28 protein-coding genes are annotated in these 21884 nt (G+C 65.8%); 1 reads left to right on the top strand and 27 read right to left on the bottom strand.

What is annotated here, in order from left to right; translation table 11 throughout:
* Positions 1 to 7: 7 nt before the first annotated feature.
* The 27 genes from ACPFMJ_RS18850 to ACPFMJ_RS18980 form a co-directional block, all read right to left on the bottom strand.
* Positions 8 to 412 carry a hypothetical protein gene (locus ACPFMJ_RS18850; RefSeq protein WP_424361426.1) on the bottom strand — a complete coding sequence of 135 codons (405 nt, stop codon included), beginning with the start codon at positions 410 to 412 and terminating at the stop codon, positions 8 to 10.
* Positions 413 to 461: 49 nt separating this feature from the next.
* A complete protein-coding gene (locus tag ACPFMJ_RS18855; protein WP_424361427.1) occupies positions 462 to 1850 on the bottom strand; it encodes an ATP-binding protein in 1389 nt (462 codons plus the stop codon).
* Positions 1851 to 1854: 4 nt separating this feature from the next.
* Positions 1855 to 2538 (bottom strand): response regulator transcription factor, encoded by a 684-nt coding sequence (locus ACPFMJ_RS18860; RefSeq protein WP_424361428.1) that lies wholly within the window; start codon positions 2536 to 2538, stop codon positions 1855 to 1857.
* A 34-nt stretch (positions 2539 to 2572) separates the two neighbouring features.
* Positions 2573 to 2935, bottom strand: coding sequence for a PepSY domain-containing protein (locus tag ACPFMJ_RS18865; RefSeq protein WP_424361429.1), 363 nt, complete (start codon positions 2933 to 2935; stop codon positions 2573 to 2575).
* A gap of 102 nt (positions 2936 to 3037) precedes the next feature.
* Positions 3038 to 3238 (bottom strand): hypothetical protein, encoded by a 201-nt coding sequence (locus ACPFMJ_RS18870; RefSeq protein ID WP_424361430.1) that lies wholly within the window; start codon positions 3236 to 3238, stop codon positions 3038 to 3040.
* A 20-nt stretch (positions 3239 to 3258) separates the two neighbouring features.
* Positions 3259 to 3480, bottom strand: a complete 222-nt coding sequence (locus ACPFMJ_RS18875; protein WP_424361431.1) for a hypothetical protein — start codon at positions 3478 to 3480, stop codon at positions 3259 to 3261.
* A 32-nt stretch (positions 3481 to 3512) separates the two neighbouring features.
* The gene (locus tag ACPFMJ_RS18880; RefSeq protein WP_424361432.1) at positions 3513 to 4007 is read right to left on the bottom strand and encodes a M15 family metallopeptidase; all 495 of its coding nucleotides are present in this window, start codon (positions 4005 to 4007) and stop codon (positions 3513 to 3515) included.
* A gap of 69 nt (positions 4008 to 4076) precedes the next feature.
* Positions 4077 to 4499 (bottom strand): hypothetical protein, encoded by a 423-nt coding sequence (locus ACPFMJ_RS18885; protein ID WP_424361433.1) that lies wholly within the window; start codon positions 4497 to 4499, stop codon positions 4077 to 4079.
* A gap of 8 nt (positions 4500 to 4507) precedes the next feature.
* Positions 4508 to 6097, bottom strand: a complete 1590-nt coding sequence (locus ACPFMJ_RS18890; RefSeq protein WP_424361434.1) for a DUF2793 domain-containing protein — start codon at positions 6095 to 6097, stop codon at positions 4508 to 4510.
* Between the two features lie 9 nt (positions 6098 to 6106).
* Entirely contained in the window at positions 6107 to 9985 is a 3879-nt protein-coding gene (locus tag ACPFMJ_RS18895) for a baseplate multidomain protein megatron (protein WP_424361435.1), read from the bottom strand.
* 27 nt (positions 9986 to 10012) lie between these two features.
* Positions 10013 to 10444, bottom strand: coding sequence for an NlpC/P60 family protein (locus tag ACPFMJ_RS18900; protein ID WP_424361436.1), 432 nt, complete (start codon positions 10442 to 10444; stop codon positions 10013 to 10015).
* Positions 10441 to 11331, bottom strand: coding sequence for a DUF2163 domain-containing protein (locus ACPFMJ_RS18905; RefSeq protein WP_424361437.1), 891 nt, complete (start codon positions 11329 to 11331; stop codon positions 10441 to 10443). The genes ACPFMJ_RS18900 and ACPFMJ_RS18905 overlap by 4 nt, the downstream gene beginning before the upstream one ends.
* 10 nt (positions 11332 to 11341) lie before the next feature.
* On the bottom strand, positions 11342 to 11980 hold the full coding sequence (locus ACPFMJ_RS18910) for a phage distal tail protein, Rcc01695 family (RefSeq protein WP_424361438.1): 639 nt from the start codon (positions 11978 to 11980) through the stop codon (positions 11342 to 11344).
* 7 nt (positions 11981 to 11987) lie between these two features.
* On the bottom strand, positions 11988 to 12578 hold the full coding sequence (locus tag ACPFMJ_RS18915) for a phage tail tape measure protein (RefSeq protein WP_424361439.1): 591 nt from the start codon (positions 12576 to 12578) through the stop codon (positions 11988 to 11990).
* Complete coding sequence (locus tag ACPFMJ_RS18920; RefSeq protein ID WP_424361440.1) at positions 12562 to 12744, bottom strand: rcc01693 family protein; 183 nt, start codon at positions 12742 to 12744, stop codon at positions 12562 to 12564. The genes ACPFMJ_RS18915 and ACPFMJ_RS18920 overlap by 17 nt, the downstream gene beginning before the upstream one ends.
* Positions 12745 to 12809: 65 nt before the next feature.
* Positions 12810 to 13163, bottom strand: a complete 354-nt coding sequence (locus ACPFMJ_RS18925) for a gene transfer agent family protein (RefSeq protein ID WP_424361441.1) — start codon at positions 13161 to 13163, stop codon at positions 12810 to 12812.
* Position 13164: 1 nt separating this feature from the next.
* Positions 13165 to 13575: a phage major tail protein, TP901-1 family gene (locus ACPFMJ_RS18930; RefSeq protein ID WP_424361442.1), complete on the bottom strand. Its 411-nt coding sequence runs from the start codon at positions 13573 to 13575 to the stop codon at positions 13165 to 13167.
* Positions 13576 to 13586: 11 nt separating this feature from the next.
* Positions 13587 to 13997: a DUF3168 domain-containing protein gene (locus ACPFMJ_RS18935; protein ID WP_424361443.1), complete on the bottom strand. Its 411-nt coding sequence runs from the start codon at positions 13995 to 13997 to the stop codon at positions 13587 to 13589.
* Between the two features lie 11 nt (positions 13998 to 14008).
* Positions 14009 to 14338: a phage head closure protein gene (locus tag ACPFMJ_RS18940; protein WP_424361444.1), complete on the bottom strand. Its 330-nt coding sequence runs from the start codon at positions 14336 to 14338 to the stop codon at positions 14009 to 14011.
* Positions 14335 to 14910: a head-tail connector protein gene (locus tag ACPFMJ_RS18945; RefSeq protein ID WP_424361445.1), complete on the bottom strand. Its 576-nt coding sequence runs from the start codon at positions 14908 to 14910 to the stop codon at positions 14335 to 14337. Before ACPFMJ_RS18945 ends, ACPFMJ_RS18940 begins: the two co-directional genes overlap by 4 nt.
* Before the next feature lie 59 nt (positions 14911 to 14969).
* The gene (locus ACPFMJ_RS18950; RefSeq protein WP_424361446.1) at positions 14970 to 16199 is read right to left on the bottom strand and encodes a phage major capsid protein; all 1230 of its coding nucleotides are present in this window, start codon (positions 16197 to 16199) and stop codon (positions 14970 to 14972) included.
* A 122-nt stretch (positions 16200 to 16321) separates the two neighbouring features.
* Positions 16322 to 16894 (bottom strand): HK97 family phage prohead protease, encoded by a 573-nt coding sequence (locus ACPFMJ_RS18955; protein WP_424361447.1) that lies wholly within the window; start codon positions 16892 to 16894, stop codon positions 16322 to 16324.
* Positions 16894 to 17046, bottom strand: coding sequence for a histidine kinase (locus tag ACPFMJ_RS18960; RefSeq protein ID WP_424361448.1), 153 nt, complete (start codon positions 17044 to 17046; stop codon positions 16894 to 16896). Before ACPFMJ_RS18960 ends, ACPFMJ_RS18955 begins: the two co-directional genes overlap by 1 nt.
* Positions 17043 to 17231 carry a hypothetical protein gene (locus ACPFMJ_RS18965; RefSeq protein WP_424361449.1) on the bottom strand — a complete coding sequence of 63 codons (189 nt, stop codon included), beginning with the start codon at positions 17229 to 17231 and terminating at the stop codon, positions 17043 to 17045. The genes ACPFMJ_RS18960 and ACPFMJ_RS18965 overlap by 4 nt, the downstream gene beginning before the upstream one ends.
* Complete coding sequence (locus tag ACPFMJ_RS18970) at positions 17228 to 18409, bottom strand: phage portal protein (protein WP_424361450.1); 1182 nt, start codon at positions 18407 to 18409, stop codon at positions 17228 to 17230. The genes ACPFMJ_RS18965 and ACPFMJ_RS18970 overlap by 4 nt, the downstream gene beginning before the upstream one ends.
* 59 nt (positions 18410 to 18468) lie before the next feature.
* Positions 18469 to 19800: a DNA-packaging protein gene (locus ACPFMJ_RS18975; RefSeq protein WP_424361451.1), complete on the bottom strand. Its 1332-nt coding sequence runs from the start codon at positions 19798 to 19800 to the stop codon at positions 18469 to 18471.
* Complete coding sequence (locus ACPFMJ_RS18980) at positions 19754 to 20260, bottom strand: hypothetical protein (protein ID WP_424361452.1); 507 nt, start codon at positions 20258 to 20260, stop codon at positions 19754 to 19756. Before ACPFMJ_RS18980 ends, ACPFMJ_RS18975 begins: the two co-directional genes overlap by 47 nt.
* Positions 20261 to 20523: 263 nt before the next feature.
* Here ACPFMJ_RS18980 and purD point away from each other — a divergent pair, with 263 nt between their 5' ends.
* On the top strand, positions 20524 to 21804 hold the full coding sequence (gene purD / locus ACPFMJ_RS18985; protein ID WP_424361453.1) for a phosphoribosylamine--glycine ligase: 1281 nt from the start codon (positions 20524 to 20526) through the stop codon (positions 21802 to 21804).
* Positions 21805 to 21884: the final 80 nt, after the last annotated feature.

The following is a 21884-nucleotide window of genomic DNA, read 5'->3' on the forward strand; positions in this document are numbered from 1 at the left end:
TCGGCGATCAGCCAGTCACGCGCCATTCGCCGTTCTGGCGGCAGGCCTGGCCCTTTGCTTCCTGTGGGCGGCCGTTGACGAACACCTTGTGGGTATAGTCACGGCATGCGCCGTTCTCGGCGCCGGGGATCACGAAACCGTAAGCGCCCTTCTCCCCGCGCCAGCTCTTGCGTGCGCCTGAGGAGACGGCCTCCTGCTGCGCGGCTATCGCGACGGCGCGGTCTTTTTCGGTGAGGGACTGGCCGATGGCGGCGCCGATGACGCCGGGCGCGGGCGGAGCCGGCGCCGCGACGACCGGGGTTGCAGCCACGGTCGGCGGCTCGGATGTCGAACTGCAGCCGCTGGCTCCGAAAGCCATGAAGAGGAGGCTCATCGTCAAGGTCGCCTTCGCGCGCATCGTCGACAAATCCATTTTCCGCAAGTCCCGATTTTGCTCCTCATGCAGGATCGAAGCGCGGCTGTCAAAATCCCGGCAGGCGAAGCGTTGCGCGCAGGCCGCCGGCGGGACTGTCGTCGAGCTCCAGCGCGCCGCCGTAAGCCGCAGCCAGGTCGACGACGATGGAAAGTCCAAGTCCTGAGCCGGGCTTGGTTTCATCGAGTCTGCGCCCGCGTTCGGTCGCCTGCGCGCGCAAATGCGACGCGAGGCCGGGACCGTCGTCGTCGATGACGACGATCAGCGCGCTGCGTCCCGCGCCGCCGCTCCCCGATTCGACCCACACGGCGATCGACACCTGCGCATTCGCCCATTTGCCGGCATTGTCGAGGAGATTGCCGATCATCTCCTCGAGGTCCTGCCGCTCGCCGAGAAAGCGCGCGTCCTGCCCGATCTCGCTCGCGAAAGCGACGCCGCGGCCGCTATAGATTTTCGTAAAGGCGCGCAGCAGCGCCTCGACGCAAGGCGCGACCGGCGTCGCCGCGCCCAGCGCGCCGCCGCGCGCCGCCGCCCGCGCCCGATCGAGATAGAAGGCAATCTGGTCGCGCATGATGCGCGCCTGTTCGCTCACCTTGTCCGCGAGCTGTGAAGGCGCAGCGTCGGCTTCGTTCACCATGACGCTCAAGGGGGTCTTCAGCGCATGGGCGAGATTGCCGACCTGCGTGCGCGCACGTTCCAGAATATCGCGATTGGCGCCGATGAGCAGGTTCAGTTCGTCGGCGAGAGGCGCGATTTCGCTTGGATATGAATCGGCGATGCGCTCGCGCTCGCCGCGCCGGATCAGGACGAGTTCTCTCTGTAACTGCCGGAGCGGACGCAGGCCGAAGCGCACCTGAAAGGCGGCGACGATGGCGAGCGCGATGGCGAGCGCCGCGAAGGCGACGATGAGCTCGAAGCGGAAGCGCGCGATTTGCTCTTCCATTTCTTCGCTGCTGGCCGCGACCTGCACGAGATAGATGCCCGTGTCGCCCGCGTCGATCACGCGCTCCACGATGCGAAGCCGGCGCCCGTCCGGCCCCAGTGCGTAGCCGCGCCGCGAACCGCCGACTTCAGCCGGCACGCCGAGATCCGAAAGCTTGGGAAGACGTTCGGCGAAGAGCGAACGAGACGCCTTTATCTCATGCGCGGCGTCGTCCATCCGCGTGATCTGCCAATACCAGCCGGAGCCGGGAAGCTCGAATTGCGGGTCGCCCAGCTGGCCGGGACCGGTGCGGCCTTCCTGACCCGATTCGGAGACGTCAGCGACGATGGCGCGAAGATAGACGTCGAGACGCCGCTCGAATATCTCCTCCGCTTCCTGGCGGTAATAGGCGGTGAAAAAGACGCTGGCGAGGAGAAGCACCACCGAGCTCAGCGCCGCGGCCGTGAGAAAAAGGCGCGTCGCGATGGACCGTTTCGAAAGGCTCGGCAGGCGCATGACGCTAGGGCTTCCCGCCGTTCTCCTCCAGGGGTGGAGAAGCCATGTAGCCCAGGCCGCGAACGGTCTGGATAAGTTCGACGCCGAGTTTCTTGCGTAGGCGGCCGACAAACACTTCGATTGTATTCGAGTCGCGGTCGAAATCCTGATCGTAAATATGCTCGATGATCTCGCTGCGCGAGACGACGCGGCCGCTGTGATGCATGAGATAGGCGAGCAGCCGATATTCATGCGAGGTCAGTTTCACCGGCGCGCCGTCGACGACGACGCGGCCCGCCTTGGTGTCGAGCCGCACCGGGCCGCACACGATTTCATTCGTCGCATGCCCCGCCGCGCGGCGCAGCAGCGCGCGAATGCGCGCGAGCACCTCCTCCATATGGAAGGGTTTCGATACGTAATCGTCGGCGCCCGCGTCAAAGCCCTGCACCTTCTCGCTCCAGCGGTCCCGCGCGGTGAGGATCAGGACGGGCATGACGCGGCTATTGGCGCGCCATTCCTCCAGCACGGTGATGCCGTCTTTCTTCGGCAGGCCGATATCCAGCACGACGGCGTCATAGGCCTCGGTGTCGCCAAGAAATTGGCCTTCCTCACCATCGAAGGCGCGATCCACCGCATAGCCGGATTGCTCCAGCGCCTCAGTGATCTGCCGGTTCAAATCCTTATCGTCTTCCACGACGAGCAGCCGCACCGTCCCCTCCCACGTGAAACGCAGCTCACGTCTCTTAATTATCCTTGCGGCCAGAATGCGGCTTGCCCGTCGCCGCATCGAACAAAACCCTGGCGATCCTGCCGTCCGGCCGCAGCACGCTGATCTCGTAGATGAAGAAATCGTCGAGCCGGCAGAGCCGCGCCCCCAGCGCTTCGCCGCCATGCTCGCGCGCGGCGGCGCGCATGCAGAGGAAGGGATCGGTGAGCTTGTGCGCCTCGATCTTCTCGCGAGTCTGATCGGTGGAGAAGCACTGGCGTCGCCCCGGCGCATGCTCGGCCGTCCGCTCGGCCGCCTCTTCCGCGCGCGCGCAGCCGAGCGCCGCCGCAAACGCGGCGGCGGCCAGGGCGCAGCGAGTCGTAAAGCAGGCGGCCGGCATATTTTCTCCTCTGCAACACTCCAATTCACGCCCTGAACGCGAAATGAACGCAAGGGCCGTGTCCACGCCCGATCATGACGGCCTTCGGAGGCTTTCGCAAATCTAGCGGGAATAGCGCAAAAGGGCGGCGATCCCGCCCGGGGGCGTCGTGGTTACGGCTCGCATGAGGGCCATGAGGACCGCGGACCCGATGGCCACGGCCCCGGCTTTCGGATCATCGAGAAAGGCGAACCAGTCGGTCGAGGCGATTACGCCAAAAATTGCGACAAGCGCGGCGGCGAGATAGGTGCGGTACCCGGTCATATAAGTCTCCTTCACAATAATCAGGCGTGCGGCTGCGTCTCGCCGGACGCGGCGAGCGCCGCTCTGAGCTGATCTGCGGTGGCGTGAAGCTCGGCCGCGATCTGCTCGACGGCCGCCGCGTCCGCGGCTTCCGCACGCGCATAAGCGAGGTCGTGGGCGAGATATTGGATGCGTTCGACGGCCGCGGACACGGTCGTGCGCACGTCGTTGAAGGCTGCGGTGAGATTGTCGAGAGCTGACATGCTGTTTCTCCTTTTGTGAGACGAGCCGGCGTTCACCGCGCGACCGCCTGGAAATGCATCGGATCCGTATCGCCATTCGCGCCGCGCCAGATGAGGCCGGCGTTCTGGAAGCAATTCGCGGCTTCGAGCGGAATGAAGCCGGGCCGCCATTTTGAGCGGAACGGATTGTGCTGTGGATCGATGTCGATCGCGGCGCCGAAACTGTGCGTGGACCACGATCTGCTCGATCCGCGCTTCAGTCGCACCATCAGGGAGCCGCCGGTCAGATGCAGACGGTGCGCCTCGATGTCCTTCTGCGTTCCGTAGAGAGTCTTGATTGCGAGCAGGGCCTCGCCGAACGCGTCCCGGCACTTTCGATGGAAGCGCAGCTTCTTCACGGGCGGGCCCCACGAATAGCGCATCTCGTACGGTGGGATGAGATCGACGATGTTTTGGCGCTCCCATTGCGGATTGATCGAGCTGTGTAGAACGGGATCGCCATAGAACTCGATCAGTTCAGCGGGTTTGCGTTCATTCGGCCATTGCATGAAAGAGTTCCTTTCAGGCTCGCACGCGATCGCGTGCGCGCGATTTCTCGGGAATGGGAATGAGTCCCCTCAGGCGCTGATGGTCGCTGCGAGGAGAAAGAGGGAGTCGAGCGCGGCGTCGTCGAGACCGAAGACTTCCGCAAGCGCGTGAACGAAGGCGCCGCTGCGTTCCACTTCGGTCGCATATTCCCAGGCGAGCGCCAGCGTGGGCTGATCGAGACGCCGTGTTGCGACATAGGCGTCGACCGCATCGAGAAGATTGCGGTCGTTCGGAGACGGAGATCGTCGCAACGCTTCTCGCGCCTGGAACATCGAGACGACATCCGGTGGGCGCGGCGACTGATTGGGCTGCAGGAAGCTATGGCCGTCGTAACGCCATCCCGGTCCGGCTTCCGTGGATGGGACGGCCTTCACGTCCCCGTCGGGGATAAAATCCCCGGACGCTTCGATGACATTGACGACGACCCCGTCGCAAACAAGCGCGAGACGCATTGTCCCTCCTAGAAATATTCGATGACCATTGCGAAGCCGGCTCCGCCGGAGCCGCCCGCGCCGCTGAGCGCGCCGTTCTGCGCCGCGCCGCCGCCCCCGCCGCCGCCGCCGGGAAATCCGCCCGCGCCTCCGGCGCCCGGCGCCGCGAGTCCGGACGCGCCGCCCCCGCCGCCGGCTCCGGCCTGCTCGATCGGACCGGAGCCCGTGACGAAATTGCCGGCGCCCGCGCCCCCATTGACAACGCCGCCCGCCACGCCTGCCGACGCCATGAGTAGGCCGCCATTCACCCAGATGGCCCCGCCCAGGCCGCCGTTGCTCGTGGCGTTCGCCGCGCTTATGCCGCCGCCCGCGCCGCCGCCGGAGGGGCCGTTGATGCAGTTTCCGCCAGCGGCGCCAGCAGCTGCGTTGGGGCCGCCGCCGCCTCCGGCGCCATGCCCCGCCAAAGAGCAGCCGCCGCCCGCCGCCGCGCTGCCGCCATTGCCCTGGCCTTGCGAGCCGCCGCCGCCGGCCGCCGCGGAAGCGTCATTGCCTCTCGCCGTGAAACCCGAGCCGCCGCCGCCGCCTGAACCGATCGAAAGACCTCCGCCGGAGCCAGCCCCGCCGCCAAAAGCCTTCAGCAGCGTTCCAAACGATGTATCGCCGCCCGCCGTGCCGCTCAGGCCGGGCGCGCCATTTGCCGATTGTGGCGCGCCGCCCGCTCCCGCGGCGCCGATGGTCACGGCGCGCGACGCGCCGATCTGAGCGCTGGTGAATCTTCCGCGGGCGATGCCTCCGCCTCCGCCTCCGCCGCCGCCGGAAGCGCTGGCGCCGGCCGCCTGACGCGCGCCGGAGCCGCCGCCGCCGCCCGCGCCGAAGAGGACGACGTCGACGAAGCGCATGCCCGGCGTGGGCGTGTAGACGCCGCTTGTTACAAAACTCTGGATCTTCGCGGGGCCGCCGCTTGGAAAGCTCACCGCGCCCGTATTGCGGTCGACGACGATCGCATCCTTCCAGATCGCTCCGTCGACGGAAACTTTCACGCGGTAATCGTTGTTGCCGGTCAGGCCCGCCTCCGCGCGGCCGGAAAAATTCGACTGGTAGACCAGCGAAAGCGTGTTCGCGCCGCCCTCTTTGTTGAGGGTGAGGCGCAGATCGCCGGTCCCCCCTTCGGCGAGCGGCTTTGCGGCGAAAAGCCCCGAATTGATTTTCGCCGAAAGCGGATTGGCGGTGTCGGCCGTGGTTCCGACGCCCAGCCGCGTCAGATTTTGCAGTTCGCGAAGGCCTGCGCCGAGATCGATCCAGTCCGCGCCATTGTAGAGCAGCATGAGGGATTCGGCGCCGACATAGATGCGCCAGCCGGATTGCGGCTCGAGAAAAGTCCATGCGCCCGCAAGAAAGGCCGCGACCTGCCTGTCCTTTCCCGCGAAGGCGCCCGTTGCTCCCGTCGCGACGAGAACGCGGTCTCCTTCATTGGGCGCGGCCGGCGGCGCCGCCATGCGCCCCGAGACGGCGAGATGCGCCAGGGCGTCGATCATCGAGAGCGCTTCATTATGCGTGACGTGCTTTTGCGCTTGCGCCGCATCGAGAAGCGGCAGGGCGAGATGAGGGGTTTGGGTCATCTGGAAGTCCTATCGAACGGAGAGCGCGCCGGTGAAAGGAAAGCCGCGCCCGACGACGGCGCTCATCTGGTAAAGCGACAGAGAAAGCGCGCTCTGCGGCGCGCCAAAATCCAAAAGCTCCTGCGCGGCTGGATAGAGGATCGACGGCGCGTTCGCGGCGAGGGTTCGAATTCCAGTCGGCAGAACGATATCCGCCTCATAGGCTTCCCTCGCTTCGCCGAGGGGAATGTCGATCGGCTCCCACGCGTCGGAATCGATGCGCGAACGGCGAACGAAATCGATCACGATTCCCTCTGTTGTGCGCTGTGCGCGAACTTGCGTCGGCGCAAAGGGTTCGAGCGCCTTCGACGTCGCCGTTACAGTGGCGCGCACATAGAGCGGGTCGGTCATGTCGCGGTCGGCCGGACCGATGGCGTAAGTCGTCGCCGCGCCGATCTCGGAAACGCTTCGAGCAAGCGGAACCAGCGAGTCATCGAGAAGGACGACGGTCGAGCCCGGGGGCGCCGAGCGGCTCGCAAGATGCTCCTCACCGCCCAGGCCGCGAACGAGACGCGAGAGACGATAAGTCTTGTGATCGACAAGTTCTGCGCGGGCGAAGGAGAATATCTCCCATGCGCCATCCGCGCCGCGTATCGCCATCGCCGTCTTGCCCGCCAAAGCCGCTAGGTCGCCGACTGAGGCAAGCTGTCCGGCGGCGAAACGCACCGTCACGCTCGATCCGTTATCGAAACAACCCACCGGTCCCGGCGGCAGCGCGTCCAGCGTGTCGCCGATCATCGCGCGCTTCTCGATGACGCCGAGCGTCTCCGAAGCGCCGGAATTGACCCCCTTCACGATCCCGAGAGGACCGGGCCAGGGATCGGCGAAGGCGGCGACATAGGAAAGCGCAGGCGTCGCGCGCGTGATTGCGAGATCGAGCACGACGATGCGTGGCGGCCCCGCGATCCGGGGCGAGGCGACGGCGTTCTTGACGATCTTGCGCGCAGGTGTGTCGTAGACGCTGGCGTCGACAGCGCGCGCGCTGACCTCGCGCGCGGCGCCATCCGTGATCCGCTGGATCTGGAAGCGGCGCCCGCCGGCAGGACCGAGACGCACGACGTCGCCCGGCTCCAGCGCCGCGAGACCGGGGCGCAAGGCGAATTCGGCGGTCTCCCGTCCGACCCACAACTCCTGCAGCCAGATATCCGCGAGCTTCTGGGCGTCGGCGCGATGCGTCATAACCGCCGCCTGCGCTTCGCTCTGTCGCGCCGATCCTCCTTCGAGCCGGCGCGAGAGGACGCGCGCCATCTGGAACTCGTTTTCGGAGTCCGCGTAAGTGAGGGCGATCTCGTGCGGCAGCTCGCTCTCCTGCGCGCGCGTCAAGGTGACGAGGGACATTTGCTTGCCCGCGACGAGATCCTCGTCGGAGATCACCCGCACGGGTTTTAAGCGTCGATCGGCAAAATCGATCCTGCCTGCGCCGACGACCGCGTCGAAGCCGTAAAGCGCGGCGAGCGGATCAATGGCGTCGCGCGGCGACATCGGCCTGTCGACGACATAGCCGTCGACGAAGCCCGCGATCTTCGGGCGTTCAATCACGAGACCCGGCGTCTCGACGGCGCCTGCGAGCGTCATCGTCAGGCGGTCGAGCGGGACGCCTTCGAGGCGCCCGTTCAACCAATGACCGGTTTCCCAATTCGGCCCGTCGCTCCAGGCGCCGCTCTGCGTCGGGAAGGCGGGGAAAGGCCGCGCGTCCCAGCACCAGACATGGATCCGGTCGATGTCGACCATCGGCCCGCCATAAACGCCGGACGTCGGGTTGGCGGAGACGCCGCCTGGCCGCGTGGGATCGAAATGCGTGACCATCGCTTCGATGAAGCGCGCTTGCATGAGATCGTCGCGACCGTCGCGCGAAAAATAGGGCAGGCCCCCTTCGCTGGAGCGCGCGTCGGGAAAGATATTCGGCGCATTCGCCCCGCGATCGACGGCGGGACAGCCTGTCTCCGTAATCCAGATCGGCTTGGACTGCGGAACCCAGGCGGTCGGCTGCGCAAGCTCTACGCCACCGACACGTTCATAATGCAGCTCCGTCCAGAACGAGACAAAATCCTTCTGACGATAGACCCAAGGCTTGCCAAGGCCGTCCGTGATGGGCGTGCGGTTTTGCGCCGCCCGCGCGCCGGCGTCGGCGTAATACCAGTCATAGGCTTCGCCCGAGGCGACGCGTGATGTCAGATAATCGAGATCATGGACGCTTGTGGCCATTTGCGCGTCGAGATGCGCGTCGCCATCGCGCCAATCGGAGAGCGGCCAGTAAACATCGACGGCGATGAAATCCACCGAAGGCGACGCCCAGAAAGGGTCAAGCGGAAAGCGCAACTCGCCAGGCGTCGGGACATGCGCGCCATACTCCGTCCAGTCGGCGGCATAGGAAATTTTGGTCGAGGGGCCGAGTATGGCTTTTACATCCGTCGCCAATGTCGCGAGAGCGCTCACGAAAGGATATTGCCCCGAAGCCGCGCGCACGCGCGTCAACCCGATGAATTCCGAGCCGACCAGAAACGCATCGACGCCGCCGGCAGCGGCGCACAGGTTCGCGTAATGCAGGATGAAGCTGCGATAGCGCGCGACAAAGGCGTCGATCTGCGTCGCGGCCGCCGGGGTCGCGTCCGGGGAGCCGAGACGGCCCGGCGCGGGATCGCAGGTGATGCGCCCGCGCCAGCGGAAGGCGGGCTGCTCGACAACGCCCGTGTAGGGATTCGGCAGCGCGTTGCCTGTCGGAATGTCCATCATCAGAAATGGATAGAAGACGACCGAAAGGCCGCGCGCCTTCAAATCCGCGATGGCGCCCGTCACGGAAGCGTCGCTCGGCGTGCCGCCATAGGCCGAGCGTCCGTCGAGCTGGGAGACGAGCGTCGCCGTCGCGCGCGTTTGTCCGGCGACGCTCCAATCCGGCGGCCAGAAGGGGCCGAGAATGTAGTTGAACTCGCCGATGGTCTTGAAGCGCGCGTCGACGCGCGGGCCGATGCTGCAGTGTTGCGCGCGCATATCGTCGCCGAACCAGGCGACGACGAGCGCGACGCTCTTGAGGTTGGGGCACAGCGCCTGCAGCGCGTCGACGGAGGCTTCCCAATCGGTCTTCGCCGTCAACTGATGGCGATTTTCTGCGTCCGTCGCGCCCGGCGCCCAGAAGTTGAGTTTGAGCTGTGGCAGATAGCCGGCTTCGCTCGCGCCCGGAATGAGGTCGACGGCGCGGATCATGTCGCCCAACCCTGCGACCGGCTTCACCACCTCGAACGTAAATTGCGGAATGCGATTGCCAAAGGGCGCGAGCGCCATATCGTCGAAGACGATATAGGCGAGCCCGCGATAGGCGGGAACATTGCCGGCGCCTTCCTTGGCGACGATTAGCGGATCCGGCTCCTGATCATCCGTTCCCTTGTAGATGCGGATCGGCAGCGTCGTCATATCCAGCTCGGCGCCGTCCGCCCATATCCGCCTTACAAAGGCGATCGGACCCTCGCAGAGACCGATCGCGAAATTCGCGGAATAGACGTAGTTGAAGTTGATCCGCTGCTGGCCCCCGCCGCCATTGCCCTTGCCGTTGCGCGGCTGTTGCTCGAAGACGACATTGACGCGCTCGAGAAAGCGCGTCGCCCAGATCATCTGGCCGCCAATGCGCGCGCGCCCATAGACGCGCGGGACGCCGGCGCCTTCCGTGGAGGCGATGCCGTCCATCGATTTGAGGCGTGGGCCCACGCTGTAACGCGGCGAGGCGTGCGGTTGCAGCGCCTGGTCGATCAAGCCGCCGCCAAGGCCCCCGAGCAGGCGGCCGACGGCGCCGCCGATCGGCCCGCCGATCACGCCGCCAACGACCGAGCCGATGGTTTGAAGAACCAGCGTCGCCATTTTTGAAGTCTCTACTGAGGGAAAGGATCAGGCTTCGAGGCCCGGAAAGGCGAAGGCGGCCGCGATGCGCTTGCGCCAATGCGCGCCGATGGGAACTTCGGCCACGCAGGCGCCGCTATGCGCGTGGGCCATATGCGTGCGAGATGTCGCTATGCCGAGATGCTTTGCGGGCAGGTGCTCGCGAAAGCGGAAGGCGATGACGTCTCCCTCCCGGAGGCTCGAAATGGAAATGGGCGTAAAATGCCGATTTGCGGCGTCGAGAAGCGTTTCCAGGCCGAGCGCTTCGCTCCAATCCGGCGTATAGGGCGGCGGCGCCTCAGGTTCCTCGCCGACGACCTCTCGCCAAACGCCTCGCACGAGGCCAAGGCAGTCGCAGCCGACATGGATGAGCGACGCCTGATGCAGGTATGGCGTGCCGATCCAGCGTCGCGCCGCCGCGACGATTTCCGCGCGCGTCATCGAAAGAAGCTCCCGCCGTCCATCGCCTTCGCAAGAGAATTGGGATAGGCGATGACGCGGTCGTTGCCGGGCATATGAGGGAAACCGCGGAAATTGACGATGTTGTCGAACTTTCTCTGGCAGGTTGATGGCGACTTGTCGCAACCCGCGGTCAGAGACGCTGCGTCGCCGGCCGATACAGCGGCGCCCGGCGCGCGCCACAGTCCGATTGTCGCGCGCAGGCCATCCTGAACGTGGGTCTTGATCGTCAATCTCGCGCCCGCATTGGCGCCGCTCGTAAATGTCAATGCGCCGCCAGCGAAAAAGCCGGTCTCGAATGAGGCGGCGAGGTCGAGCGTCAACACGCCTCCTTCGAAGGAGACGACCGCGCCCGCTGTATGAAAGGCGGCGGCGCCGAGATCGACCCCGCAACGCGCGTCGCCGAGATCGGCCGCGCATCCGCGCTGGAAGGCGCGTCCCTGCTGCTGATCGAAGACATGCGCGCTCGAGCGCAGCTCCGCGCTGAAGACGTGCTCTCCGCGCCTGATCTCGCCGATTGTCGCGACGTCGAGCAGCGCTCGATCTTCGACCTGGCTCCAGTCGACGAGCCAGATCTCGACCGAGGCGCCGTCATAGAGGCCGTTGAGCAGATCGCTCTCGCGGAGCCCGTCATAGCTCAACGCTCCTGCGGCCTCGGCGCCGCCGACGCCGAGGCCCAGCGTCGACTCGATCTGCGACGCGGACAATCCGGTGTTCGCGCGAAAGGCCACCCCATTGAAGACGAGGTCTCGGTCGTGGTCGGTGAAGCCCATGATGGCCCCGTCGCGCCTGGCGAGCCGCCAGCAATGACAAAATGTCGTCGCGCGCGCATCGAGTTTCGCCTGCATCGAGGCGGTGAGCTGCCGCATATGCAATCCTTTAAGGGACGATTTCGATAAGGGGTATTTTCGGAATCGCGCCGGCTTCGAACGCCTGCATGTCGATCTCGAGAAAATCGGTATCGAAGCGCACTGGCGTATCGAACTGATAGCCTGCGGTGACGGATGCGCCTGGCGGCGGCATATGGCCGCTCACGAAAGTCACGACGCCCGTCGTCGGTTCCACGTTGAACTGGGACGCCGCCTTCTCGACGCCGTTCACCGCCACGCGCACGCTGGGCGCGACAGGCTTGGCGATGGTCCGCACATAAGCGGAGAAGGCGCCGCCATATGTCTTGACGAGCTGAAAGGCGACGCGCACGCCGTCGCCGGTTCCGATCGTCTGGTCGGTCGGGGCCGGCGTGGAGCCCGGCGCGCAGGAGGCGAAATCGGCCCGGTCGCGCCAACGAAATCCGTAGAGACGGCCCCGCCGCTCCTCAAAGAACTCGATCACTTGCGCGAGTTGGGCCAAAGTCTTGACGCCATACCCGGCTTCATAGCGCCGCCGCGAATGCGCCCAGCGTGCGTTGCGCGACTCGCGGTTGGACCCGAGCGTCACGATTTCAGTGCGTCGCTCCGGCCCGCCGCGTCCGTTAAGCGAAACGTCGAGGGGGAAGCAGATTTCATGAAAGTCGCTCATGCAAGGCTCACAGATTGCGCTGGCCGCGCGCCACGGCCCGCGCGAGCGCGCCCGTGATCTGGGCCTCCGAGCGCCGGAAGCTGTCAACGTCCTGCGCGGCGATGTTGACCGTAACGGAAACGGGACGCGATGCTGCGCCTTGCGCGACGACGCCGAGTCGTCCATCGGAACCGCGCGCAAGCGGCATGATCGCCTCGGCGCCGCGCTCGCCCATAAGTCCCGTCGCGCCGCCACTGGCGAAGTAAGCCGGGCTTGCGATGACTCCGCCTTCGGCGAAGGGCGTAACGGGTTGATTGCCCCCAAAGGCGTTGGCGAAAAGGCCGCTCAAGCCCGAGACGAGCCCCTCAGACAAGCTGCGCGCGGCGTCGCGCAAGGCCAGCCGCGCGAGCGATTGCGAGAGAGACGCGAGCGTGTCGTTGAAGCTCTTGCCGCTCGACGCCGCCGCGCCGAAGCCCGTTAGCAGCGTGCGCGTCGCCTTCTCGCCGGATGCGTTGATCTGGTCGAGAAGCTGCTTCATCGACGTAAGGTCGTGCATGGCGAGCGGAGCCGATGCGCTCGGCTGGTTGAAAACGTCTGGAAAATTATTGCTGTTGTCCATGTCGCTCTCCATCCGGGAAATCGAGCATCAGCGCATCGAGCGTTGCGCGGGAGGGCGGGCCAGAGGCGCGCCCATAGACGCCTTCAGCGGCCGCTTGCAGTTCACGCGGCGTCAACGACCAGAAAGTTGCTGGAGCCAGCCGCAGGACGCCTAGGCCAAAGGCCATGGCGCGCGAAAAGGGAAAGGGCGCGCGCGGGGAGGGCGGGCGCGCCGCTTTGTCGCTTTTCGCTTTCAGGCGTCCTGCGGCGTCGGAGGGTTTGCGGCCTGCGTCTCCGGCGCGTCGCCGAAGGTCGCGGCGAGGAGGCTCGCCGCGATCCGCACATAGCCTGCAAGGCCTTCCGATACTTTCATTCGAGAAACTTCTTCGTCCGTGACTGCGTGCCCGGCGCCGCGCAAGCCGCAGCCAATAATGCGCAAAATATCCCGGGCCGAGAGTCGGTTCGCTTCGAAGCGCTCGGCCAGCGCGACGAGATCGGCGGCGCCCATGCCGCTTTCGAGCTCCGCAAGCGCGCCGAGCGTGAGACAGAGCGTGTAGGTTTTTCCGCTGAGCTGCGCCTCGATTTCTCCACGTTTCGCATTCGCCATATCAGATCGCCGTGAATGTGAGCGCGCCCGCCGAATCGAGCGAAATATCGAAAGTGACTTCCGCGGCGTGCTCGCCCCGATAATCGAGATTCGAGATCTGAAAAGGCCCCTGGAGCACGCCGAGACCGGGGATGACGATTTGCCAATTGCGAAGCAGGCCGTCGAAAAAGACCTGACGCAAAAGAACGTCCGAGGCCTGATCCTTGAATATGCCCGTGCCCGAGACGCTGGCGCGACGCAGGCCCGCGCCGCCGAGAAGTTCGCGCCAGCGCCCGGCGGACTCCGCGTCCGTCACGTCGACCGTATCGGCGTTGAGGGCGATACGGCGCGTGCGCAATCCGCCAATGGTGACGAAGGCGCTCGCGCTGTCGCTGATTTTAAGAAGGAGATCCTTGCCTTTTTGGGCGGCCATCGACAGTCCCTTTATTGAAATTCGGTTGTGGCGCGGAAGACAATGGAAACGCGCGCGAAGCGGCCGTTCGGATCGCGCTTCGCCTCCATCGAGACAAAGCGAAGGTCGATGAGCGTATGTCCTTCGAGGGTGAGCGACGCCTCATCGAAACGATCGATCATCTGCTGCGCCAGACCCAGCGCCGAGCCAACGCCGCGCTGTGTCGTCACGACGGCGAGGGTCAGAAGCTGCTCGGCGCCGCGTGAGGCTTGCGCCGACCAGTCCCGCATCTGCGCTTCTGCGAAAAGAACGTAAGGCGGGTCGGCGTTGCGCGGCGCTTCGTCGAAAATCTTGCCCTCTCCGAGCGCCGTGACGAGGGCAGGGTCGGCAAGGAGATGCGCGCGCATCGCCTTGCGCAGGGCGATGATGGGTGAAGCGCTCATAGGTCGTTCCTTTAGGAAATTTCCTCACACAGGCATGTGAGGAAACGCCTGGTTTCGTCTTGGTCTTCAATGCTGCGGATGACCAGGATTCGCTCGCGAAGGACGATGCGCATCTGGCTTGTCACGTCATTGCGCCAGCGGATCGTGACGGCGAAGCGTCTCGATTGCTCGAGACGTTGCTCCGTAAACTGTTCGCGCGAGCCGCGCGTTTCGATCCTCGCCCAGACCCGGTCGAAAGACGAAAAGCTTCGTTCGGCGCCGCCAAGATCGTCAGGCGCGTCGACAGGCGCTTGCAACGTCACGCGCTGGCGCAATTGGCCGATCGTCGGATGCGCGCTCATATGAGCCGTTCCGGACGATAGGGCGCCGCGAGCTGCGCGACGGCCTTGGGCAGCGCGTCGTCGGTCTCGTCGCCCCTCTTCTCGCGCCAGTGCGCGACGAGCGCTAGTATCGCGCGCCGCAGCGGCTCGGGGGTCTGGCTAGCCAGCGCGCCATAGCCGGCGACGAAGTCGATTTCCACGCCGTCCGCATTTCGCCCGGGGGGCGGAGGCGCCGAAGCGAAGATAACGCGCCCGCCGTCGTTAGCCGCAGGCGCACGATAGCTCGCAGCGGGGACAATTTGCGGGTCATGATTCGCATCGAAGAAACGAATGACGCTGACTGACTGAAATGGCGCGAAGGGAATGGAGAGCGCCGAAGTCGTGCGCAGGCTTTCGGGCCACGCGTCGAAGACGAGGCGCCAGCTCTGCGTCACGAAGAAGCGTCGCGTATAGGCTTCGAGCGTCAGGCGCGCGGAGACAATGAGCGCCTGTATGAGCTGGTCCTCGTCTGCGCCGTCTTCTCGCAGCCATGTTTTTGCTTCCGCGAGCGACACGGGTTCGATCGCAGGCGCGCCGATGAGCATGGGCCGCATGTCGGCTCCTGTTTCAGGTCGTTAAGATGTCCGCGGCGTCGCCGCCGCGGACAGCGCAATCAGGAAACGCCGAACTTCAACAGTTTGATCGCTTCGAAATTCTGCACGCCGCCGCCGACGCGTTTCGTCGTGTAGAAGAGCACATAGGGCTTGGCGGAATAGGGATCGCGCAGAACCCGGATGCCGACGCGGTCGACGACGACATAGCCGCGCTCGAAATCGCCGAAGGCGATGGAGAGGCTATTCGCCGCAGGATCGGGCATGTCCTCGACTTCGACGACCGGGAAGTTCATCAGCGACGCCGAGCCGTCGGCCGTTGCAGGCGGCGCCCAGATATAATCGCCGGTCGTCGTCTTGAACTGCCGCACCAGAGATTGCGCGCGGCGCCCCATCACGAATTTGCCGTTTTGGCGATAACCCGCACGCAGGGCGTAGACGAGGTTGAAGAGGGCGTCGGAAGGATTGGTCGCGGCGAACGCGCCGGAGACGCCGGTCGCGACATAGCCGACATTGCCCCAGGTCCAGCTCGCGTCGGCGACGATTGGATAGGCGAGGAAGCCCTTGGGCTTGTTGACGCCGTCGCCACTGACGAAGGCGGTGCCCTCCTGCTCGGAGAAGGCGACCTGAACTTCGTCGGCGACCCACTGCTCTATGTCGACGACCGCATCGTCGAGCAACGCCTGCGTCGCCGCCGGCATGGCGTAGAGCTCCATGGCCGGGAAGGTCATGTCGGCGATCTGCTGATTGGCGGTCTGCGGTCGCGGATCGGTCTCGGCGACCCAGCCGGCGGCGGGGCCGGTCGTCGAATAGGCGCGGCGCAGCGATTGCGTCGAGATCTCGCGCACGCTGGCGATGGCTCGAATGGGCGAGAATTTCGCGAGGCGCCGCAGGATTTCGCGCTCCGCCGGGACGGGCACGAGATAGCCCCCGTCCGGGCCTGAACCCCGCGACATCGCCTTGGCTTCCAGCGCCTTCAGCCCGCCTGCTTCGCCAGAGCGCATGTAGTGATCGAATGCGGATTTATGTTCGCGGCCGCTATGGTCCTCGATGGGCGCGTTTCCGCCGATGCGCGGGCGCGAGAGATCGAGCGACAGCCGGTCGAGCCGGCTCTTGGTCTCGTCGAGCGTCTGGTCGATCCGCGCAAGCTTTTCCTCGGTGACGACGTCGGCGCCCATGCGGGTTTCGAGCTGCGCGAGGCGTTCGTCATTCGTGTCCTTGAACGCGGCGAAGGCGCGGTTGAGATCGGTGACGATTTCGTCCCCGGCGGATTTTGTTTCGAGAGATGACATCAATGCCTCTTCTGGGCGCGCTCCGGCGTTCGCGCCGGGGGCCGGCGCGCATGCTTCAGCGCGGGGGGAGAGCCGTCTGCGATGCAATCCCACGCCGGACGGCGGCGGCAGGGATGAATTGATCAGAAAGGCGTATGCGCTCCGCACTGATCGAGTTTGCGTTGAAAGCGCAATGCCGCCTCCTTGGCCTTCAGGCGCAAGAGTTGGATTTCGTGCAACGGCCTCGTCGTGCGTTTAACCGCGTCGATGCGGGCCTGCGGGAGCATGGGAAAGGTGACGATCGAGATTTCCCACAAATCGACTTCCTGCAGACGCCGCAGTCCGCTCGCCATGTCCGTCGTTGCGCGTTTCGTGCGGAAGCCGATCGAGAGGCCATCGACGGCGCCGGAGCTGACGAGCGAGAGCGCTTCCCGGGCGCGGGCGACCGAGAGGTCCAGCCGGCCCGCGACCTTCAGCCCTTTTGCGTCTTCAACAAGCGATGTCCAGACCCCGATCGGCTGTGCGGCGTCGTGCTGCCACAGCATCTTCACGCCCTTCGGACCGCGCTTCGCGATTGATCGGGCGAAGGCCCCGGCCATGACAATGTCGCCGCCGCTGTCCCCGACGCCGAATAGGGAAGCGTAACCCTCGACGACGCCCGCCGGACTGGCGCGAGACAGCGGCAGCTCGGCGCGCTTTGTTTCGCGTGGCGGCATCAGCCCTTCTCCGTCACAGTTGCGCTGCGCGCGTGCATCCGAGCGAGCACATGCACGAAAGTCTTGAAGATATCCGCATGGTCGTCGGGCCTGCGCGACGGGCGTCGGCGGCCGCGCTTCTGGAAAGGCAGGCGAAACTTTATCTGCGTCATGGGTCGCTCCCACATCGGCGGTTGAAACGCGCGAGTTCGCGAACGAAGGCGTCGAGGCGCCGCGTCGCTTCGCTCACCTCGCGCATGGCGAGATGCGCCTGCGTCGTCGCGACGCAAGCCCAGAGAAAGAGCGCGAGATGGGCGAGATCGCCGCGCTCGAGGATGGCGTTGAGAATGTCGGTCATTTGTTCGCGTCCAGGGGCGACGGCCCATAACCCACGGCTTCGCGCCTTTCGTCCAGCGTGAGGAAGGTCGCGTTGCCGACGCGTTCCCATTCGGTGGCGCGCTCGGCCGAAAGCGCTTCGAGACGATCGGCGTTGTAGTCGAAAGTAAAGTCGCCGAAGGCTGGCCGCAGCCAGGCTTGAAAGCTCTTCTGCACGCGGACGACGAGCGGCAGCACGGTCTGGCGCCAGAAGGCGCGGTTGGCTTCGCTGTAATTGGCGAAGGTGTTGTCCCCCGGCAAGCCCAGAAGCAGCGGCGGCACGCCGAAAGCGAGGGCGATCTCGCGCGCGGCGCCGGCTTTCGACTCCGTGAAATCCATGTCTTTGGGCGAAAGAGAAAGCGCCTTCCAGTCGAGCCCGCCTTCGAGCAGCAAGGGGCGTCCGGCGTTCTCCGCGCCGGAGAAATTCTGCTCGAGCTCCTGTTTCAGCCGTTCGAATTGCGCATCGGTCAAATGCGCCCCTTCTGGCCCCGCATAGACGAGGGCGCCGGATGGCCGCGCCGAATTATCGAGCAGCGCCTTGTTCCAGAAGCTTGCGGCGTTGTGCGTGTCGAGCGCAACCTGCGCGGCGGCGAGCGGCGCGAAGCCGTAATATTCGTCGAGCGGGTTGAAGAGCTTGATGTGCAGGACCGGCTCGACCCCTTCGCCGCGTATCTCGTAGCGCGCCTCTTCGCCCAGGGCGCGATAGACGAAGGCGGCCGGCCAGCCATTGCGGCCGGGCTCGACGCTCATGCGGTCGGGGCGCAGCGGGTAGAGCTCGCGCGGCGCGCCGCCGAGAGAAACCTGCTCGATATAGGCGTTGCCGTAGAGCAGCAGATTGGCGCAGACCGCTTCGATGAAGGAGACGCTGGTGTCGAGCGGATTGGGCCGCTCGATCAGGGCGAGCAGCGGATGGTCGGTTACCTCGTCCCGGCCCTCATAGGCGAGCCAGGGAACGGAGGCGGCGGCTTCCGCCACCATGCGCACGCAACGATGGCAAACAGCGTTGCGCTCATAGCCTTCGCGCGTCAGGGCCGCGCTGTTGCGCGACGTCCAATGCGCGCCCCGGAGCGAGTGCATGGCGAGGAGCTTCGCCGCGCGCGAGGCCTTCTCTTCGCGCGCGGGGGCGTGTGCGCCGAGAAGGCGCGAGAAAAATGAGGGCATGGGAATCTCTCAAAAGGAAACGCCTTCCCTTCTCCCGCGCGCGGGAGAGGAAAGAATTGCTACATCCGCCGCATGCGCGGCTCCGGCGTCTTGGGCGCCAAAGCGAGCGACGACGCCGCCCACACCAGCGCGTCGAGGCGGTCGGGCGAGCGTCCGGAGGACAGGCCATCGGCGCCGAAATCGCACATTTCGTCTTCGAGCGCGGGCAGGGCGCCGACATGCTTCACGCGGCCCTGCTCATAGAGCTGGGCCACCGGCGCGGCGCGTAGATATTTTCCGCGCGTCGCGCGCACCATCGTCACCGGCGCGCTGGGGTCTGCTTCGTTCAGCACCGCGCGCACCATCTCGCCGCCCTGATTGACTTCCGCGACGAGCGTGTCGGCCGAGAGCTTGTGATAGAGCGCGATGGACGCGCGCGCCCATTGCGCCGGACGCGCGGCTTCGAGCGTCGCATCCTCCAGCACGAAGATCGTCCCGGCCGCGTCGGAGCCTGCGGCGACGATGCCGCATTTGTCGGCGCGCTTTCCCGAGGTCGCCGGCGGATCGACGGCGACGACGATGCGCGCGAGCGTCGGCGCATGGGTCACGCGCGCCGCCTCTATCATGTCGCGTGTCCACAGCGCGTCCTTGCGTTCGTCCACCATTTCGCCGTCGAGCTCCTGGCGTCCGAGTCGGGTGCCCGCATATTGAGCGACCACGCTTTCGAGAAATGAGGGGGCGAGATTGGCGGCGTTGTCGCGTGTCAGCGCCCGGGTGAGCGCCGTCGCGGGATGCGCGATGAGTTCCTTCAGGAGGGGCGTCGGCCGCGGCGTCGTGGTCACGAGCTGTCGTGGCCAGTCACCGAGGCGCAGGCCGAATTGCAGCATGTCCCATGTCTCCCTGGCATAGCGCCATTTGGCGAGTTCGTCGCACCAGGCGGCTTGAAATTGCGGGCCGCGCAGGCTCTCGGGATCTTCCGCCGAGAAGGCCTGCGCGACGGCGCCGCTCTCCCACATGAGGCGCCGGCGCGAACTTTCCCAGCGCGGACGGTCGCGCCTGTCATGGATGGCGAGCAGTCCCGAGACGCCCTCGACCATCACGTCGCGCACATCCGCGGCGGTTTCGCCGATCAGCGCGATGCGACGGACGGCGCCAGCGCAAAATTGCGTGCGCCCGAGCGCAAGCCCCTTCACCCATTCCGCGCCCGCGCGCGTCTTGCCGGCGCCGCGTCCGCCGAGAATGAGCCATTGCCGCCAGGGCAGGCCGTTCGCAGCGAAGGGCGGCGGCCATTGGTCACTGCGCGCGACGAATTCCCAATCGTTCAGAAGCCGCGCCAGCTCTCTCGCGCTGAAGCCTTCGAGAAGTTCATCCAGCCGGCCCGTCGCCGCGCAATCGCTCGAGCCGTCGAGCAAGCTCCGCGCGGAGTTCGGCCAATTCGCGGGGCGGCTCGTCGGCTCTGTCGTCATCGGCGCGCGTCGCGTCCTCTTTCGTCTCGTCGGCTTCTCGCCGCATGCGTTTCAGTTCCGCGAGCGTCTTCACCAGCGTCGCCAAGGCGCGCGCGCTCGTCTCGATCGTCTTCGGGTTCTGCTTTTCCAGCGCCGTTTCGACACGGGCGAATTCGCGCGCCACGGCGTCTTCGAGCTTCACGATGATCCCGGCTGAATCGACGGGCGCCCGCGCCTCGGGCTGCGCGGCTTTTCTAGGACAGACCGACGCGCGTTTCGGCCAGTCGTTCTTCTCGCGGAAGGAGAGGAACTGCCTGGCGGTCATGCCGAGGAGCGTCGTAATCTGCGCGATCGGCGCGCCCGCGTCGTAAAGGAGTTTCGCCTGCGCGATTTTCTCGCTGGCGGGCGGAGAAGTTTTTTGCCGCATGACTCGCCGCTCCGCCGGCTTCTCCGCACTGGAAGAAGAGGCGACGCGCCCAATGCTTTGAGATGAAATGTGCCCCGCCGCTCAAGTGCAATTGTGGAGCATGGGCTATCTCTACCTGACCAGCGCGCGGCTGTCAAGGAATAAAATCCTCTATCCTGAAAAAAGTCCGTCTGGCGAATGAGCCGCTTTCCTTTTTGCGGCGATACGCGCTAATTCCCCTCACCCCGCGCGCGGGGACAATCCAACGGCGGGGCCTTCGGGACATGAACGTTCTTCTCATCGGATCGGGCGGGCGCGAGCACGCCATGGCCAATGCGCTGGCGAAAAGCCCGCTTCTAACCCGGCTCTATGTCGCGCCCGGCAATCCGGGGACCGCGCGCGTCGCCGAGAATGTCGATCTCGACGCGGGCGATCATGGCGGCGTCATTCGTTTTTGCCGGGACATGGGAATCGCGCTCGTCGTCGTCGGGCCGGAGCAGCCGCTGATCGGCGGTCTGGTCGACGCGTTGACCCGCGCGGAAATTCTGGCCTTCGGGCCGACGCAGGCGGCGGCGCAACTCGAGGGCTCCAAGGGCTTCACCAAGGATGTCTGCCGCGATTACAACATCCCCACCGCGGCCTATGAGCGCTTCTCCGATAAGGACAGGGCGCTCGCCTATCTCCGGCAAAAGGGCGCGCCCATCGTCGTCAAGGCGGACGGTCTCGCCGCCGGCAAGGGCGTCGTCGTGGCGACGACGCTGGAGGAGGCCGAGCGCGCGGTCGAGGCGATGTTCGCGGGCCTTTTCGGCCAGTCGGGCGCGGAGGTCGTCATCGAGGAGTTTCTCGAAGGCGAGGAGGCGTCCTTCTTCGCGATTTGCGATGGAACGCGCGCCGTTCCCTTCGCCACGGCGCAGGACCACAAGCGCGTCGGCGATGGCGATACCGGTCCGAACACCGGCGGCATGGGCGCCTATTCGCCGGCTTCCGTGGTGACGGCCGAGATCGAAGCCAAAGTGATGGCCGAGATCATCGAGCCGACCATGCGCGCCATGGCCGAGAAGGGCGCGCCCTTCAAGGGCGTGCTTTATGCGGGCTTGATGCTGACCAGGGACGGCCCCAAGCTCATCGAATACAACAACCGCTTCGGCGATCCGGAGGCGCAGGTGATCTTGCCGCGCCTCGAAGACGATCTTCTGGCGATCATGTTCGCCGCCGCGCGCGGGGCGCTGAACGAGGCGCGCCCGCGTTTTTCCGATCGTACGGCGCTGACGGTGGTGCTCGCCGCCAAGGGCTATCCCGGCACGCCGCTGACGGGTTCGGAGATCAAGGGCGTCGAAAAGGTCGAGGCGATGGCGGATGTCGTCGTGACGCACGCCGGCACGCGCACCGAAGGCGGCAGGTTGCTGGCGGCGGGCGGGCGCGTGCTGAACGTCACGGCGCTTGGCGGGGCCGTCGCCGAGGCGCAGGCGCGGGCCTATGTGGCGGTCGACGCCATCGACTGGCCGGGCGGCTTCTGCCGCCGCGACATTGGCTGGCGGGAGGTCGCGCGGGAGAAGAAGGCCTGATTTAAAGGCCCCTCCCTGTCCCTCCCCCTCTTCACGGAAGAGCGGACGCTCGCGATTCAAACTGTCAATGAAGGCGCCAA

Source organism: Methylocystis parvus (assembly GCF_049675845.1).
GTDB classification, from domain to species: domain Bacteria; phylum Pseudomonadota; class Alphaproteobacteria; order Rhizobiales; family Beijerinckiaceae; genus Methylocystis; species Methylocystis parvus_A.

Bases quoted from the DNA above. Each gene is read 5' to 3' on its own strand.
- ACPFMJ_RS18850 (WP_424361426.1), bottom strand. From the start codon at position 412: ATGGATTTGTCGACGATGCGCGCGAAGGCGACCTTGACGATGAGCCTC.
- ACPFMJ_RS18855 (WP_424361427.1), bottom strand. From the start codon at position 1,850: ATGCGCCTGCCGAGCCTTTCGAAACGGTCCATCGCGACGCGCCTTTTT.
- ACPFMJ_RS18865 (WP_424361429.1), bottom strand. From the start codon at position 2,935: ATGCCGGCCGCCTGCTTTACGACTCGCTGCGCCCTGGCCGCCGCCGCG.
- ACPFMJ_RS18870 (WP_424361430.1), bottom strand. From the start codon at position 3,238: ATGACCGGGTACCGCACCTATCTCGCCGCCGCGCTTGTCGCAATTTTT.
- ACPFMJ_RS18875 (WP_424361431.1), bottom strand. From the start codon at position 3,480: ATGTCAGCTCTCGACAATCTCACCGCAGCCTTCAACGACGTGCGCACG.
- ACPFMJ_RS18880 (WP_424361432.1), bottom strand. From the start codon at position 4,007: ATGCAATGGCCGAATGAACGCAAACCCGCTGAACTGATCGAGTTCTAT.
- ACPFMJ_RS18885 (WP_424361433.1), bottom strand. From the start codon at position 4,499: ATGCGTCTCGCGCTTGTTTGCGACGGGGTCGTCGTCAATGTCATCGAA.
- ACPFMJ_RS18890 (WP_424361434.1), bottom strand. From the start codon at position 6,097: ATGACCCAAACCCCTCATCTCGCCCTGCCGCTTCTCGATGCGGCGCAA.
- ACPFMJ_RS18895 (WP_424361435.1), bottom strand. From the start codon at position 9,985: ATGGCGACGCTGGTTCTTCAAACCATCGGCTCGGTCGTTGGCGGCGTG.
- ACPFMJ_RS18900 (WP_424361436.1), bottom strand. From the start codon at position 10,444: ATGACGCGCGCGGAAATCGTCGCGGCGGCGCGACGCTGGATCGGCACG.
- ACPFMJ_RS18905 (WP_424361437.1), bottom strand. From the start codon at position 11,331: ATGCGGCAGCTCACCGCCTCGATGCAGGCGAAACTCGATGCGCGCGCG.
- ACPFMJ_RS18910 (WP_424361438.1), bottom strand. From the start codon at position 11,980: ATGAGCGACTTTCATGAAATCTGCTTCCCCCTCGACGTTTCGCTTAAC.
- ACPFMJ_RS18915 (WP_424361439.1), bottom strand. From the start codon at position 12,578: ATGGACAACAGCAATAATTTTCCAGACGTTTTCAACCAGCCGAGCGCA.
- ACPFMJ_RS18920 (WP_424361440.1), bottom strand. From the start codon at position 12,744: ATGGCCTTTGGCCTAGGCGTCCTGCGGCTGGCTCCAGCAACTTTCTGG.
- ACPFMJ_RS18925 (WP_424361441.1), bottom strand. From the start codon at position 13,163: ATGGCGAATGCGAAACGTGGAGAAATCGAGGCGCAGCTCAGCGGAAAA.
- ACPFMJ_RS18930 (WP_424361442.1), bottom strand. From the start codon at position 13,575: ATGGCCGCCCAAAAAGGCAAGGATCTCCTTCTTAAAATCAGCGACAGC.
- ACPFMJ_RS18935 (WP_424361443.1), bottom strand. From the start codon at position 13,997: ATGAGCGCTTCACCCATCATCGCCCTGCGCAAGGCGATGCGCGCGCAT.
- ACPFMJ_RS18940 (WP_424361444.1), bottom strand. From the start codon at position 14,338: ATGAGCGCGCATCCGACGATCGGCCAATTGCGCCAGCGCGTGACGTTG.
- ACPFMJ_RS18945 (WP_424361445.1), bottom strand. From the start codon at position 14,910: ATGCGGCCCATGCTCATCGGCGCGCCTGCGATCGAACCCGTGTCGCTC.
- ACPFMJ_RS18950 (WP_424361446.1), bottom strand. From the start codon at position 16,199: ATGTCATCTCTCGAAACAAAATCCGCCGGGGACGAAATCGTCACCGAT.
- ACPFMJ_RS18955 (WP_424361447.1), bottom strand. From the start codon at position 16,894: ATGCCGCCACGCGAAACAAAGCGCGCCGAGCTGCCGCTGTCTCGCGCC.
- ACPFMJ_RS18960 (WP_424361448.1), bottom strand. From the start codon at position 17,046: ATGACGCAGATAAAGTTTCGCCTGCCTTTCCAGAAGCGCGGCCGCCGA.
- ACPFMJ_RS18965 (WP_424361449.1), bottom strand. From the start codon at position 17,231: ATGACCGACATTCTCAACGCCATCCTCGAGCGCGGCGATCTCGCCCAT.
- ACPFMJ_RS18970 (WP_424361450.1), bottom strand. From the start codon at position 18,409: ATGCCCTCATTTTTCTCGCGCCTTCTCGGCGCACACGCCCCCGCGCGC.
- ACPFMJ_RS18980 (WP_424361452.1), bottom strand. From the start codon at position 20,260: ATGCGGCAAAAAACTTCTCCGCCCGCCAGCGAGAAAATCGCGCAGGCG.
- purD (WP_424361453.1), top strand. From the start codon at position 20,524: ATGAACGTTCTTCTCATCGGATCGGGCGGGCGCGAGCACGCCATGGCC.